Origin of the sequence: Amphibacillus jilinensis Y1 (assembly GCF_000306965.1) — a bacterium.
Classification (GTDB): Bacteria; Bacillota; Bacilli; order Bacillales; family Amphibacillaceae; genus Amphibacillus_C; species Amphibacillus_C jilinensis.
In genome coordinates this window covers 962,979-977,624 of the sequence record NZ_JH976434.1, presented here as the reverse complement: position 1 = coordinate 977,624, position 14,646 = coordinate 962,979, and the positions used below count along the sequence as shown (strand labels likewise).

Here is a 14,646-nt window from a genome sequence, read left to right as displayed (position 1 = left end):
CGGGTACTGGATTCGAGCGAAATTCTTGAAATCCGAGCGAACGGGTACTGGATTCGAGCGAAATTCTCAGATTACTAGCGACATATGATTAAGTTTATTTTTTTGTAAATAAGCATTGCAAGCATATTATAAATCAAGTATGATACGTATTAATCCTATCGATTCAATCGGATTATTTCTGTGAAGGGGGAGCAAGTCATGACGGGAATTGAAGCTGCAATTGCTTTGGAGATTAGAGAGCAGGAAGCTGAAGTAATGGAGTGGCGTCGGTATTTACACAAGCATCCTGAACTATCTTTTCACGAGAAAGAAACAGCAGCATTTATTGAAGAGAAGTTGCAAGGTTTTGGATTAGAAGTGCAAGCGGGTATCGGGGGTTATGGTATGGTTGCAAGGTTAGTTGGTCATCAACCTGGCACAACCATTGCATTTCGTGCGGATTTTGATGCCTTACCTATTGAAGATGAAAAACAAGTGGCTTACCGATCGAAAGTTAAAGGTGTGATGCATGCTTGCGGCCACGACGGCCATACTGCTGCATTATTAGGGTTAGCTAAAGCACTAACAAATTATAAGAACCAATTAAAAGGAGAAGTTGTTTTTATTTTTCAGCCGGCAGAAGAGACACCGCCAGGCGGGGCAAAGGCGATGCTAGAACATAATTTTTTAAAAGATGTCGATTATGTATTCGCTGCCCATTTGGCGTCAGATTTGCCAGTTGGCCAGCTAGCCATTGGTCCGGGTTATAAAATGGCTGCTGTTGATAAATTTAAGATGACGATTAAAGGGAAGGGGGGGCATGGCGCCCGGCCTCAAGATTCTAATGACCCAATAGTGATTGGTAGTGATGTGGTTAATGGCTTGCAAAAAATTGTTAGTCGGCGTGTAGATCCATTGCAATCAGCCGTAGTCACTATAGGTGTTTTTCAAGCTGGCCATGCCTTTAATGTCATTCCTGACCAAGCAATACTTGAAGGGACCGTGCGTAGCTTTGATCAAACTGTACGAACGATGATTGAACAGCAGATTCGCTTGATGGTGGCTGGTATTGGTTCAGCTTATCAAGCTGATATAAGCATTGATTATTTAAATGGTTACCCGGCGTTAAACAATGACAGGCAAACGACAGAGCAAGTCACCGATGTTTTTAAAGATTACTTTTCAAGTGAGCGGGTTGTCGCGTTTGAACCGATGATGGGGGCAGAAGACTTTTCCTACTTTTTATTAGAAAAGCCTGGCACATACTTTAGAGTGGGTTCGAAAAGTAATGAGGCTACAGGATATCCTCATCATCATCCACTGTTTGACTTTGATGAACGCGCCCTAACTGTGATTCAAGAAGCATTCTTGGCCATAACAAAGCACTATTTATTTGAATAAAGCTCAAGTTAAGAAGTGAAGACTCACATAATCTCATGTGAGTTTTTGCTTCTTGTTACTTGTTCCGAAGTACAAAATTAATCCTAAGCGAAGAAAAATGAACGAATATGGCTCAGATATCAGATATGGATATTAATTTTAGTTCGACTATCGTAAATCAAATTATAAGTTGGGCAACGTGAGAGTGACATCTCGATAAATTTTTCAATATCTATATCTTCCTTAACCGTCAATGTAATATAAAGGTCAATAGTGAGGAAGTAGGGTTGTACGTTTGCTGTTCCTAGCATGCCACGGCGATCACTCGTCGCTTCTGAATGAATAGCAAGCGACTGGATCGTCAGTTGGCGTTCTTTGGCTACCATTTCGATAACGATCATCAGACAACCGTTTAATGAACCGAGCAAATATTCGGTTGACGTAGCTGCTTTGTTTTCACCCCCTAAAGCACGAGGGATATCAATCATAAAATTGAAATTTCGTAGCTTATGTTGATTTTGGTAAGCTTTCGTTCGCATGCTGTTTGCTTGAATTGTTCGAATGTTGTTTTGCACTTCGCTTCACTCCTTTCGGTTAAGTTTAAATATTTTGTTGTTTAAAATCAAAATTTTAAGTCGTCAGAGCTGAAATTTTTTCTAGCTTTGCTGAAAATATGTTAAGATGAACTTGGTTATTTGGGAAAAGCGGAGGGTTTTCTTATGAATATGATAAAAAAAATACCGCGAAAGCGACTTGTATTCTTGTTTATATTAAGTACTGTATTGGTTAGTTCGATTTATTTTGTTTATCACAATCACGCTTTTTACCAAGATCCCATTGTTGAAGTTACTAAAGTGACGATCATTGACGAACAAGAAGTCACCGACGGGCAAGGGCATATCGATATTATCTATACGCAAGCAATTGAGGGCAAGTTGAAAAATAGTCTACAAAAAGGTGAGCGCGTTTATTTGGAGAATGAATTTAGTCAATCTCGTGTTTATCACCCAGAATTTCAAGTGGGGGATGACGTGTTTGTTACAATAGATCAAGTGCAAGAGGGAGATGACTTGACGGGTAGTATTATCGATGCTAAACGCGATCATTATTTGTTGCTAGTCGGTTGGTTTTTTATGCTGGTTTTGATAGCTGTTGGTCGGCGTCAAGGATTATTTGCTGTGATTAGTTTAGTCGTTAATGCGGTTTTGATCAGCCTAGCTCTAGATGTGTATATTGCTACAAATGATGTAACACTATTGTTTATTATGAGTCTAGCAGTGATCGCTATGACCGCTTTATCATTAGTGTTGGTTAGTGGGCTTACACACCAAACCTATGCAGCGATTATAGCAACTTTAATAGGAACATTTTCTTTGCTTTTTATTACAATGTTGGTTTTGGCAATGACTAATGCGGAGGGTTTGCGGTTTGAAGAGATGGAATTTCTAACGCGACCACCTGAAGCTGTATTTATGGCGGGTATTTTAGTTGGTGCGCTTGGAGCTGTCATGGATGTCGCGGTCACCATTTCCTCATCACTATTTAGTCTTTATGATAAAAATCATCAGATTTCTGATCATGATCTAAAGCAATCAGGAATTGAGATAGGAAAAGATATTATGGGAACGATGACAAATATTTTGTTTTTTGCTTATGTTAGTGGAACGATCCCTACCTTGTTAGTTTATTTTATGAATGGAGCACCGCTAGGATTTACATTATCACTAAACTTATCACTAGAGTTGACAAGAGCCTTGGCGGGCGGTATTGGTATTGTTTTAACTATTCCAATTGGGTTATATACGACGATCTTTTTTATTAATCGAAAGCGAGCGAGTGTATGAATGCATTAGTCATTTTAACAGCTATTTTGTTTTTTTTAATGACACTAGTTGGTGGCAAAAAAGGAGTCCGTTCTTTTGTAGCTTTGTTTATTAACTTCTTAGTACTGTTAGTAACCATATTAATTATGACGGATTCAAATGCGAGTCCCGTTATTTTAACGGCTATTGCTTGTGCATTAATTAGTGCTGTTACATTATTCTTTATTAATGAATCAAATGTCAAAACAAAAACAGCTTTTGTTTCTACCATTATAACAACGGTTCTTTTGCTATTATTTATTCAATTTGTCACCGATCGGGTCATGGTACAAGGGTTTGGTGATGAAGAGGTCGAAGGTTTAACGATTTACTCCTTCTATTTAGGCATTGACTTTTTACAGGTGGCAACGTCAGTTGTGATTATGAGCACAATTGGAGCGGTAACAGATGAAGCGATTTCAATTAGTTCGCCTATGTTTGAGATTCACCGTCACCATCCAACGATTAGTATGAGTGCCTTGTTTCATGCAGGAATGCGCATTGGTAAGGATTTATTAGGCACGAGTGCAAATACATTATTTTTTGCTTTTTTTGGTGGTTATTTAGCATTGCTTGTGCGTTATAAGGATTTGTCTTATAGTTTTGGTCAAATTATCAATTCAAAAGTCTTTAGTGCTGAAATGATTACTATTTTGTGTGCAGGTATTGGTGTTGCACTTATTATTCCGGTAACTGCTGCGATTACATCCTATGTATTAGTGAAAAAATCACCCGTTGATAAAAGTTAAGTCAGTAGATTTGACTGCTAGTTGGCAACTCAACTAGCCTATTAAACTAAGGTGAGTATATTAATACTTAATGGGAGGTACTTGAGGTTGCACTTGATTTTTTAGTGAGATATGTAATTCGTGATTAATATTGATCGAAGCGAAAAAGACGGACCCAAGATCTGTAATGCCTAGCCTCGTCAGTTGGTCTAATACCCATTTTTCATCTACTTTTACAAACTTCAAAATATCACGTTCAATAACACCATCCATAATAATCGGATAGGCTTCGCTGGCTTGTCCGCCTTTTTTTTTCAGAACGCTTAAATTACCATTAGGTTCAATAATCGCGGTTTCGACTTCTCCAATATCAAATATATCTTTTTCTCGGAGCATCTGAAGAATATTATCAATTGTGTATTTAATGCGTTTTACGTGTGGATAAATAAATTTCCCCTCATGGATGATAACAGTTGGTTCAAAGGTAAGTAACTGATTTAGTTTCCTGTTAGCCAATTTCCTATTAGCAATAAGACGCTGAAAGCCTGCAATAGCCAAGACAGCAACAGCAGTAGGTAGGTGGTCAATATCGGGGTCAGCGATGTCTGCACCAACGACAGAACCCAGCACAATAATAATAATAAAGTCAAAAACGGGCAATTGACCAATGGCGCGTTTTCCCATAAATAAAACAACTGCTAATAGTAAAGGGATTATTGTTAATATTCGTCCAATTACTAAACCAATCTCACTGATTACTGTCATCTCTTTCATCCTTTGCGTTCATTTTAAATTAGCTTAACCGAACACCCTCACCTTCATTCGAGTAAAAGTGTAGATTTTAAAAATGGTAGCTGTATTTTTAAATAACTCAACTTTCTCATCTGAATTTTCAGGTGCAACTAAGATAGCATAAGGGTAAACCTCATAGTAAATATAAGCGTTGACTTTGGATATGGATTTTCGATTTAGACGCGCAGGTGAGATTTATGACAGATAAGCGTTCGTAAAACGCTGATCACAAAATAGAGAGCAAAATGAATCTGTTTAAGTGGACGCTAATGTCCTGATTGACTCAACGACCAATCAGTGGGAGAAGAGTGAATATGCCCACTGATTGAAGGTTCGTTTTATCTTTACTAAATAATTGGAAATGTTTGAGTGTAGCGCGGATTTGTATAATAGGGTGGTCGTTGGCCGATTAAACGCATTGGCCATGTATAGGGATTATCATTATACCTCATTTGGACGGTTTGATCCGACTGATCGAGTAACAATAGCTGAACACCAGAGTATTGATAAGGGTTCACGTTCATTTCCTCCTTTATTTATCACAGATAACCCTCCGTCAAACGCCCGCCATAGAATGAATCTGTTTAAGCGGGAGCTAACAGAGGCTAATGTTCTGATTCACTCAACGATTGATCAGCGGTGAAGAACGAAGCTGCCCACTGATTGAAGGTTCGTTTAATTATAAGTTATGCAACCTGTATTATTTTGTTCTATGATCTATGTTGTTGATCTGCTGGAAACGTGAAAGCTGTTTGATATCAATCAATAGGCACCTTTTTTACGTACAAACATAATTTAGCATAGTGATAAAAATAAGGAGGATGCCTAATGTATCAGAAGGACAATGACGAAAAAGAAAGACAACAAGCCTATCCTATTTATCCATATTTCGGAACAATAACAAAATACGAAGATATACCACTAAGTGCGCCTGAACAGAGACAACTTCGTCAACCAGGTGTGGAAAAATTAATGGAACCCAAGCCAATTATAGACAACCCAAACTACATTGGCAGTGGTAAGTTAAAAGGAAAAGTAGCACTTATTACCGGTGGAGATAGCGGAATTGGCGCAGCGGTGGCCATTGCATTTGCAAAAGAAGGAGCAAATGTAGCGATAGCCTACTTAGATGAGCATGAAGATGCGAACCGCACAAAAAGGGAGGTCGAAGAACGGGGACAAAAGTGTTTATTGTTGCCAGGCGATTTAAGAAAAAAAGCACAGAGTGAACGCATAGTGGAAGATACTGTGGCTACATTTGGCGGGCTAGATATTTTGGTTAATCATGTTGGTATTCAGTTTCGCCAACCTGGTTTATTAAATATTACCGATGAACAGTTCGATGATACCCTTAAAGTGAACGTTTATTCTCCATTTTATACAACGCGTGCAGCCCTTCCACATTTAAAGGCAGGTAGTTCAATTATTAACACCGCTTCTATTGTTGCATACGCGGGTGAAGCACAAATGATTGATTATACAGCCACTAAAGCAGCTAATATTGGTTTTACACGTGCGCTTGCAATGAATCTTATCGAAGAGGGAATCCGTGTCAATGCAGTAGCACCTGGGCGTATTTGGACACCGTTAATTCCAGCTAGTTTTCCAGCAGACGATGTCGCCATTTTTGGATCACAAAACCCAATGCAAAGAATGGCACAACCATTTGAACTTGCACCTTCTTATGTTTTCTTAGCTTCAGATGATTCTAGATTTATGACGGGGCAAACCTTACATCCTAATGGTGGCGAACGCACATCCTCATAAAAACAAGTATCCATGGCCTAAATAGAAGGGCTATGGATACTTTCAAAAATATGTTTTCACCTGCTGTAATGGTTATGTTTTGTTGTTAAGGCATTAAACTTGAAGAATTCACCGGTCATCCTTGAAATTGATCTTTTAAGCTAAACATTGCTTAAATTGTTTTGTTAACATTTCTTCATCAAGGTTTTTGCCAATCAGGACAAATTTACTCACCCTTGGCTCTTCAACTCTCCACTTGCGATCTGTTCTTCCCGCAAATAGCATATGTATGCCTTGGAAGATGACACGTTCTTCAACACCATCAATATTTAAAATGCCTTTGTACCTTAAAAGGTCTTCACCTTTTTCTTGAATTAGCCAACTCATCCAACGATCTACTTTTAATAGGTTAAGTGGTTGTTCTTCAACAAAGGCTATTGATTTAATGTGGTCATTATGATGGTGATGATGATCTTCTAATAATTGAGGGTGAATTCGTAGCTTGTCGTCCAAATTAAAGGATTGGACATTTAATATGTCATCGATTGCTATAGCGCAATGTTTTGCAAATAACCACTTTGCAGTTGGATTAATCATGTTTATTCGTTGCTGCAATTCAAGTCGTTCATGCTTTTGCAGTAAATCTAACTTATTTAAAAGAATGATATCGGCAAAGGCTATTTGCTCTTGAGCTTCATCTTTCTCATCTAAATGGCGAGAAATATGCTTGCCATCAACAACAGTGACAATACTATCAATCATAAATTGGGCAGTCAAATCTTGATCCATTAAAAAGGTTTGTGCAACGGGAGCTGGGTCTGCTAAGCCAGTCGTCTCAATTACCACACGATCAAAATGAACGTGATTGTTATCTTTAGCCATAATTAACGTACGAAGTATTTTAACTAAATCACCTCTAACTGTACAGCAGATACAACCATTATTCATTTCAATAATCTCTTCATCAGAATTAATAACAAGTTGATTGTCAATTCCTACTTCACCATATTCATTTACAATGACCGCTACTTTTTGATTGTGTTTTTCTGCAAGAATTCTATTTAACAACGTTGTTTTACCTGCACCTAGATAACCCGTCAATATGGTTACGGGAATTTGCATATCTTTTGGTAACATGCTTACACCCCTTCTTAAATAGTAATTATTACGATTTAACTATACTATTTTTGACTTCGTTTTGCAAATCGTGCGTGGGGTGTAAGGGTTTTATATCACGATTTATATTTTCTAATTAGCGTATGTGTTGAATCTTGATATGCCTTGGGTTTTAACGTTTCTGAAATGGGGGGTAACAATCTGCAAACAGAAAAAGCTTAAAAAACAGGTTGTAAAATAAATGACGTTGGTGATTAAAAAAACGCACTAACGTCATTTTTCAATTCTATGTTTCAAGTGATCGTTTGATCTTCATTTCAACATCGTTAAATGATGACAGAATGATGCTTGAACCGCAGAGGAAATACTATTTCACATTGCAATGATTTTTTGATAGAACCGTTCGTGTTTTAGACAACCGTTTTTGTTTCGTCCCGGCCTCGAACACATGATAATTTAGTTGACTACTAGGACTTACCAACGTCATTTGACGCAGAACCAAAAAACACCCCCAGGCGTTAGTTTTTGACTCTAACGTCTGGAGGTGCGTTGGCTTATTTTTCTAAATCGTTAATTTCTGATCAGGTAATCAAATGCACCGAGTGAAGCTGTCGCACCAGATCCCATTGATACAATAATTTGCTTATACGGGGTATCTGTACAGTCGCCTGCAGCAAATACACCTGGTAAGCTTGTTTGACCATGCTTATCAATTACAATTTCACCCATACGATTACGTTCGACGGTATCGCCTAGCCAATCAGTGTTAGGAACGAGACCGATTTGAACGAAGACACCAGCAAGCTCAATATGAATCTCGTCATTTGTATCACGATCTACATAAGTGATCCCATTAACCGTCTCATCACCTGTAATTTCTGTAGTCTGAGCGTTCAATATAACCGTGACGTTAGGTAGGCTATGAAGACGTTCTTGTAAGACTGCATCAGCTTTTAACTCTGGCAAGAACTCAAGTACGGTTACATGCTTCACGATACCAGCTAAATCAATAGCTGCTTCTACACCAGAGTTACCTCCGCCAATAACAGCGACTTCTTTCCCCTCAAACAATGGGCCGTCACAGTGGGGACAGTAAGCGACACCTTTATTTTTGAACTCTGCTTCGCCTGGAACACCGATATTTCGCCAGCGAGCACCTGTAGAAATAATAACAGATTTACTTTGTAGGGTAGCCCCATTATCAAGCTCAACTTCAAATAAGTCTTTCTTTTCGAGTTTTGTAGCTTGCAAGCTCTTCATGACATCAACGTCATAGTCATTGACATGTCCTTCTACACTTGCCATTAATTTAGGTCCTTCAGTATAAGAAGTACTAATGAAGTTCTCAATTCCTAATGTATCCATCACTTGCCCACCAAAGCGGTCTGCTACTAGACCTGTGCGAATCCCTTTACGCGCTGCATAGATTGCTGCACTGGCACCGCCGGGGCCACCACCGACAACAAGCACATCAAATGGATCTTTTTCACTGATTACACTTGCATCAGGGCCGGAGCCTACTTTAGCTAAGATGTCATCAAGTGTCATACGTCCTGATTCCATGAATTCCCCATTTAGATAAACGGATGGAACGGCCATGATGTTTTTGCTTTCAACTTCATCTTTAAATGCCGCACCATCAACCATTGTATGGGTGATGTTAGGATTTAATACACTCATAATGTTTAAAGCCTGAACAACATCAGGACAGTTGTGACAAGACAAACTAACATAAGTTGTAAAGTGATATTCGCCTTCAATGGCTTTAATTTGTTCAATTTGGTTGTCTTCAATTTTAGGTGCACGGCCACTTACTTGAAGGAGAGCCATAACAAGTGAAGTGAACTCATGACCAAGGGGAACACCGGCGAAAGTAACGCCGGTTTCCTCGCCTTTACGACTAATACTGAAGCTTGGTGTACGCTCCAATTTAGTCTCTTCAACGGTGATCATTGAAGACATAGATGAAATTTCATCCACAAGCTCTTTTGTTTCTGTAGAAAATTTATCGTCACCAAGACTTACCTTAATAACAATATCACTTTCCAAGAGCTCCATATATTGTTTAAGTTGTTGTTTAATCTCTTGATCCAACATAATTATCAAGCTCCTTAAATTTTGCCGACGATATCTAGGCTAGGCTTAAGTGTTTCTTGTCCTTCTTCCCATTTTGCAGGACAAACTTCACCTGGGTTCTTGCGTACATATTGAGCTGCTTTTACTTTATTAATAATTGTACTTGCATCACGACCGATACCACCTGCATTAATCTCAACGGTTTGAATAACACCATCTGGATCAATTAAAAATGTACCACGATCAGCCAATCCACTTTCTTCATCTAAAACATCAAAGTTACGAGAAATCGTTTGAGATGGGTCACCAATCATAATATATTCAATTGAACCTACAGCTGTTGAATGCTCGTGCCATGCTTTGTGTACAAAATGCGTATCTGTAGATACACCATATACTTCAACATCTAATTTTTTAAGTTCATCATATTCTTTTTGTAGATCTTCTAATTCAGTTGGGCAAACGAATGAAAAGTCTGCTGGATAAAAACAAACCACACTCCATTTACCTTTAAAATTTTCTTCTGTTACTTCAAAGAAATCTTTACCTGCTTGAAATGCTTGTGCTGAGAATGGTTGTACTTCTGTTCCAATAAGAGACATAAACTGTCGTCCTCCTTAAATTTTTTAATAGAATTTATTGTTAATCATAACTAAACTGATCAAATGATTAACGATAATAATTCTAATTCGATATAAGTTATTATAAAGTATCTATTTTATTTGTCAAGGATTATGATTAGAAATGAATAGTAATGAAAAAGTCTGTTGTTTCAATAGTGTATAACAGATTTGTTTAAATATACATGTAAACAATTTTAGTGAATAACTGATGGGAAGTTTTTCTTTTTATTATCGTTTAAATTAATTTATTTGATAACTGTCGACAAAATTAAGCATTGATACATATGTTTTGTGACAAAAGGTAAGGTATTTGCCAAAAACGTAAAATGTAAGGTAGTTACCCTGGCGTGGTTATTTATACCTATTTGATGAGCAGTGTGTGGGGGGAAAGGCAAAATCATTATAAAAGTAGGATATAAAAGTAAAAAGTATAACCTAAATTCTCATTTTTGCATGACATCTGTAAAGTTAAAAAGAAATGGGTCTTTTGTTATATTTTTTAAAAAATATTCAATTAATAGATATATTTGCCGATAATTGTCGATATAAAGGGAGTATCTATTTTAGAAGCTCTATATTTCTATGTGACTTTAGTTGTAGAACATCTAAAAGTATTTATCTAAAAGGAGGTGAAAAGTATGGCAAATTTGGCAACATACATTGTTAAAGCTGTACAACAGCAAGGCTGTGAGAAAGTTTTTGGTATCCCAGGAAAACCACTTGTTCCATTGATTAGTGCAATTGAACAACAAGGCTTAGATTTTGTCTTGGCCCGTCACGAAGGTGGAGCTGGCTTTATGGCCACTGGATATGCCATGCAAAATCGTACATTAGGTGTAGCTGTAGGGACATCAGGTCCAGGTGGAACGAATTTACTAACTGCTGCTGGACAAGCAAAAGCCTTTCATGCACCTGTATTGTTTATTACCGGTCACCCGCCTTTACAAGATGAAGGGAAAGCATTAGGACAAGATTCAAGTTTTTTTGGAACGGATTTAGTTCAGTTATTTAAGCCGCTTACCAAATTTAGTGCCAGAATAGACGATGTTAAGTTGTTAAAGAGCTATTTGCAACATGCGTTGCAGCATGCTTTAACCGGTGATAAAGGTCCAGTTCATTTATCGATTCCGATGGATGTATTAATGGCTGAAGTTTCAGGTATTGAGTTACCTAATTGGGAGATTGATGATATCACAATTTCTGGACATTTAAGTCTTGTTAAAGACAAATTAATTGAAGCCAAACGTCCACTTTTATTACTAGGGAAAGGTGTCCATATTGCAAATGCTTATCATCCTGTTCAGAAATTTGCAGAAACATGGCAAATTCCTGTTATGACAACACCTGGAGGGAAGGGTGCTTTCCTTACTAATCATCCGCTATCTATAGGTAGTTTTGGATTAGGTGGAACAACAGCCTCGGAAGCTTATCTTAAAGACGGTGTCGATGTCATGATTGTCATTGGGTCAAAGCTTTCTGATATGTCAACGGCTGGATTAAGTGAAGCTTTATACCCTGAATCGATTATTCACTTTGATACGGACCCTACCTTTATTGGTAAAAACCTACCAGTAAAGACTTTGTTTGTTAAAGGTGATGCGCGAGAAAATCTCTTGCAGTTAAATAGGCATTTTCAACCTGAACAAGAGGTGGCAGAACGTGATTTAACGCAATGTTGGTTGGATGAACAGAAGCTAAGAGATACGGTCAAAAATAATTTTGAACGCTCAGGACGATTATCGACAGCCTCTGTTATGTTGAAACTAAGAGATCTTTTGCCATCTGAAACGATTGTATTTGGTGATGATGGTAGTCATACGTTTTATGGAATCAAGTACTTTGATATTTTAAAACATGGCACGTTCTATTTTGATGATGTTTTTGGTGCTATGGGGCATGGATTGGGTCTTGCCATTGGTGCTAAAGTAGCAAAGCCACATGATCCGATTGTATGCTTGGTTGGTGATGGCTGTCTAATGATGCACGGCATGGAATTATCGACGGCTGTTGATCAAGACGCAAATGTGATATTTATTGTTCTAAATAACGGTATGCTTGACATGGTTGACAAGGGAATGAAACGAATGACTGGGGGTAAATCAATCGGTGTTGAATATGCTTCTGGTATTGATGCAACCCAATTTGCGGCGTCTTTAGGTGCAAATAGTACACGTTGTAAGACACTAGATGATCTAACAATAGCAGTAGAACAAGGGTTATCGGCCCAAGGTCCAACAGTCATTGAAGTACTAACCTGGCAAGATGAAGTCCCCCCAACGTTAAAACGAAGTTAATCAAAAGAGGGTGAGATAATGGATAAACGGGAAATGGGATGGAAAAAAATCGAAGAATTAGCTGGGAAATCGGGTATTGATTCGATGAAGGCAGTAGAAGAATTTTCCCCTCGGTTGGCCAAACTGGCGTTAGAGTTTGGTTATGGAGATGTTTATGCAGATGATCAGCTTGATTTGAAGCAACGCGCACTTGTCACCTTGTCTTCATTGATTACTCAAGGTGATCCTGGGAGAGGTTTATCCTATCATTTTCGCGCAGCATTAAATGTTGGTTTAAAGCAGGAGCAAATATTAGAGGTTATCAATCATTGTAGTGCCTATGCTGGTTTTCCAAAATCAATTCATGCGCTACATATTTTTAAAGATGTACTTTCACAAGACGAAACAACAAACTAGGAGGAAAATAAAATGGCAAAATTCGAAACGAAAGAGTATAAAGATGTGTTCTATTTTAAATATAATGAAATGGCTACGACAGTAGAAGAAGCAAAGCAACAAGCTGATGTGGTGAGACAAGCTTTACAGAAGCCCCATATTACAAAATTCTTAAACGACAATAGTACGATTCAAGCCGTTGCAACACCAGAAGTCAATCAAGTTTGGGGACAGCTTATGCAAGATATAGCTAAGCATGTCGAGAAGAATGCTACCGTAGCTCCCAATGTGACATTAAAAATGCAGTTAAATCGACTATCAAGAGGTGCTGGTACACATGATACGGTAAAAGCCTTTACTAGTTTAGATGACGCGTTAAAATTCTTAGGTGTTCCAGATATGACTCTATAATAAAATTGGGGCGAATATAATTATGAATGTAAAGAAAAAAGATTTATTGACAGAAGATCATGGCTTTATGATAAAGGTAGTATCGATTGCTTTTATAGCTGTACTTGTGCCGATTATAGTGTTAACACTAATCAACAGTTTATTTGTTTTTAGTTTAACAAGTTGGATTTATTGGTTGACGGTTATCGCGGTGATTGCAATTGTAATGTTTGGCTCATTTGTTTATGCTCGTGAGATGGCCAAATCCATGCTATCATCAGAACGAGAAACAGTGGCCCCTATTGAGAGTCAGACGGCAGATGAAGGGATAAAAGACCTAGCTGGGCAAGCAGATTCTATTTCAGCGCAGCTGATGTCAACAACGAGTGAAACGAGTCATGCGGTTAATGAAATATCTTCAACGATGCAAGATATGGCTGCTGGAGCAGATGCACAGGCGAATGAAATTCATGACATTAATCAAACATCAGGTCAAATATTTTTCAGTCTACAAGAGATAGGGGAAAGTATTAAATTTGTTTCAGAAACATCACATCAAGCGATTGATAAAACGAAAAACGGCGATCAAGCTGTTGAAAAAATCACGAATCAAATGGATTTAATTGGAAATCAAGTTAAAGAATCGATTGAGGTCGTACATCAACTGGATCAGAAGACAGACCAAGTTAATGATATTCTTTCATTAATAACAGATATTTCTAATCAAACCAATTTACTTGCCTTGAATGCAGCAATTGAAGCTGCTCGTGCAGGAGAGCATGGTAAAGGCTTTTCTGTCGTTGCTGATGAAGTTCGTAAGCTAGCGGAACAAACAAATGGTGCAACGAGCAAGACACAAGTTCTTATTCAAGAGATACAAGCTGGTACGTCACAAGTTATCGATGTCATTACTGAGAGTGCAAACTCGATTAAGAGTGGTGTATCGTTAAATGATGATGTTAAACAGGTGTTCCAAGATATTGCAATGAACGTTGATGAAGTGGATGAATTTGTGCAAGATTTGAACACAGCGATTACTGATGTGACAACAAATATGAATCAAGTTCACAAATCTATCGAAACGGTATCGAATACAGTTAATGATTCTAATGGAAACATTGAGAATATCGTTGCTGTTATTGAGCAATTGAATGCATCGATGCAGGAAATTTCTAGTTCTGCTAATATTTTATCTGGTGTGGCGAGTGATTTAAACAAACACATTCAGTAGATGATATCTTCAGTAACTAAAGTTTATGATATCAAAGTTATAATAGAAACAGGA

The 14,646-nt window shown here is 37.9% G+C and carries 14 protein-coding genes; 8 read left to right on the top strand and 6 right to left on the bottom strand.

Annotated features, from left to right (window positions below; translation table 11 throughout):
* Nucleotides 1–198 precede the first annotated feature (198 nt).
* On the top strand, nucleotides 199–1,380 hold the full coding sequence (locus B494_RS0105115; RefSeq protein ID WP_017471298.1) for a M20 metallopeptidase family protein: 1,182 nt from the start codon (nucleotides 199–201) through the stop codon (nucleotides 1,378–1,380).
* A 119-nt stretch (nucleotides 1,381–1,499) separates the two neighbouring features.
* On the opposite strand, the gene B494_RS0105110 is transcribed toward B494_RS0105115, so the two are convergent.
* Nucleotides 1,500–1,934, bottom strand: coding sequence for an OsmC family protein (locus B494_RS0105110; protein WP_017471297.1), 435 nt, complete (start codon nucleotides 1,932–1,934; stop codon nucleotides 1,500–1,502).
* Between the two features lie 144 nt (nucleotides 1,935–2,078).
* On the opposite strand from B494_RS0105110, the gene B494_RS0105105 reads away from it, so the two are divergent.
* Both B494_RS0105105 and B494_RS0105100 read left to right on the top strand, forming a co-directional pair.
* Nucleotides 2,079–3,203: a YibE/F family protein gene (locus tag B494_RS0105105; RefSeq protein ID WP_017471296.1), complete on the top strand. Its 1,125-nt coding sequence runs from the start codon at nucleotides 2,079–2,081 to the stop codon at nucleotides 3,201–3,203.
* Complete coding sequence (locus B494_RS0105100) at nucleotides 3,200–3,970, top strand: YibE/F family protein (protein WP_017471295.1); 771 nt, start codon at nucleotides 3,200–3,202, stop codon at nucleotides 3,968–3,970. The genes B494_RS0105105 and B494_RS0105100 overlap by 4 nt, the downstream gene beginning before the upstream one ends.
* 60 nt (nucleotides 3,971–4,030) lie before the next feature.
* Here the strand turns inward: B494_RS0105100 and B494_RS0105095 are convergent, their stop codons facing one another.
* Both B494_RS0105095 and B494_RS21140 read right to left on the bottom strand, forming a co-directional pair.
* Nucleotides 4,031–4,714, bottom strand: coding sequence for a DUF421 domain-containing protein (locus tag B494_RS0105095; protein WP_017471294.1), 684 nt, complete (start codon nucleotides 4,712–4,714; stop codon nucleotides 4,031–4,033).
* Between the two features lie 374 nt (nucleotides 4,715–5,088).
* The gene (locus B494_RS21140; protein WP_017471293.1) at nucleotides 5,089–5,259 is read right to left on the bottom strand and encodes a hypothetical protein; all 171 of its coding nucleotides are present in this window, start codon (nucleotides 5,257–5,259) and stop codon (nucleotides 5,089–5,091) included.
* A 310-nt stretch (nucleotides 5,260–5,569) separates the two neighbouring features.
* Between B494_RS21140 and B494_RS0105085 the strand changes: the two genes are divergently transcribed.
* Nucleotides 5,570–6,508: an SDR family oxidoreductase gene (locus tag B494_RS0105085; RefSeq protein ID WP_017471292.1), complete on the top strand. Its 939-nt coding sequence runs from the start codon at nucleotides 5,570–5,572 to the stop codon at nucleotides 6,506–6,508.
* 135 nt (nucleotides 6,509–6,643) lie between these two features.
* Here the strand turns inward: B494_RS0105085 and B494_RS0105080 are convergent, their stop codons facing one another.
* The 3 genes from B494_RS0105080 to ahpC form a co-directional block, all read right to left on the bottom strand.
* On the bottom strand, nucleotides 6,644–7,624 hold the full coding sequence (locus tag B494_RS0105080; protein WP_017471291.1) for a CobW family GTP-binding protein: 981 nt from the start codon (nucleotides 7,622–7,624) through the stop codon (nucleotides 6,644–6,646).
* Nucleotides 7,625–8,173: 549 nt separating this feature from the next.
* Complete coding sequence (gene ahpF, locus B494_RS0105075; RefSeq protein ID WP_026065155.1) at nucleotides 8,174–9,703, bottom strand: alkyl hydroperoxide reductase subunit F; 1,530 nt, start codon at nucleotides 9,701–9,703, stop codon at nucleotides 8,174–8,176.
* Between the two features lie 11 nt (nucleotides 9,704–9,714).
* Nucleotides 9,715–10,281, bottom strand: a complete 567-nt coding sequence (gene ahpC / locus B494_RS0105070) for an alkyl hydroperoxide reductase subunit C (protein WP_017471289.1) — start codon at nucleotides 10,279–10,281, stop codon at nucleotides 9,715–9,717.
* 659 nt (nucleotides 10,282–10,940) lie between these two features.
* Between ahpC and B494_RS0105065 the strand changes: the two genes are divergently transcribed.
* Genes B494_RS0105065 through B494_RS0105050 form a run of 4 tightly spaced genes read left to right on the top strand, consistent with a single transcriptional unit; the run spans nucleotide 10,941 to nucleotide 14,592 of the window.
* Nucleotides 10,941–12,596, top strand: coding sequence for a thiamine pyrophosphate-binding protein (locus B494_RS0105065; RefSeq protein WP_017471288.1), 1,656 nt, complete (start codon nucleotides 10,941–10,943; stop codon nucleotides 12,594–12,596).
* Nucleotides 12,597–12,614: 18 nt separating this feature from the next.
* Nucleotides 12,615–12,992, top strand: coding sequence for a carboxymuconolactone decarboxylase family protein (locus B494_RS0105060; RefSeq protein ID WP_017471287.1), 378 nt, complete (start codon nucleotides 12,615–12,617; stop codon nucleotides 12,990–12,992).
* Nucleotides 12,993–13,004: 12 nt separating this feature from the next.
* Nucleotides 13,005–13,382 (top strand): hypothetical protein, encoded by a 378-nt coding sequence (locus tag B494_RS0105055; protein WP_017471286.1) that lies wholly within the window; start codon nucleotides 13,005–13,007, stop codon nucleotides 13,380–13,382.
* A gap of 22 nt (nucleotides 13,383–13,404) precedes the next feature.
* Nucleotides 13,405–14,592, top strand: coding sequence for a methyl-accepting chemotaxis protein (locus B494_RS0105050; RefSeq protein ID WP_017471285.1), 1,188 nt, complete (start codon nucleotides 13,405–13,407; stop codon nucleotides 14,590–14,592).
* The last annotated feature ends 54 nt before the right edge of the window (nucleotides 14,593–14,646 follow it).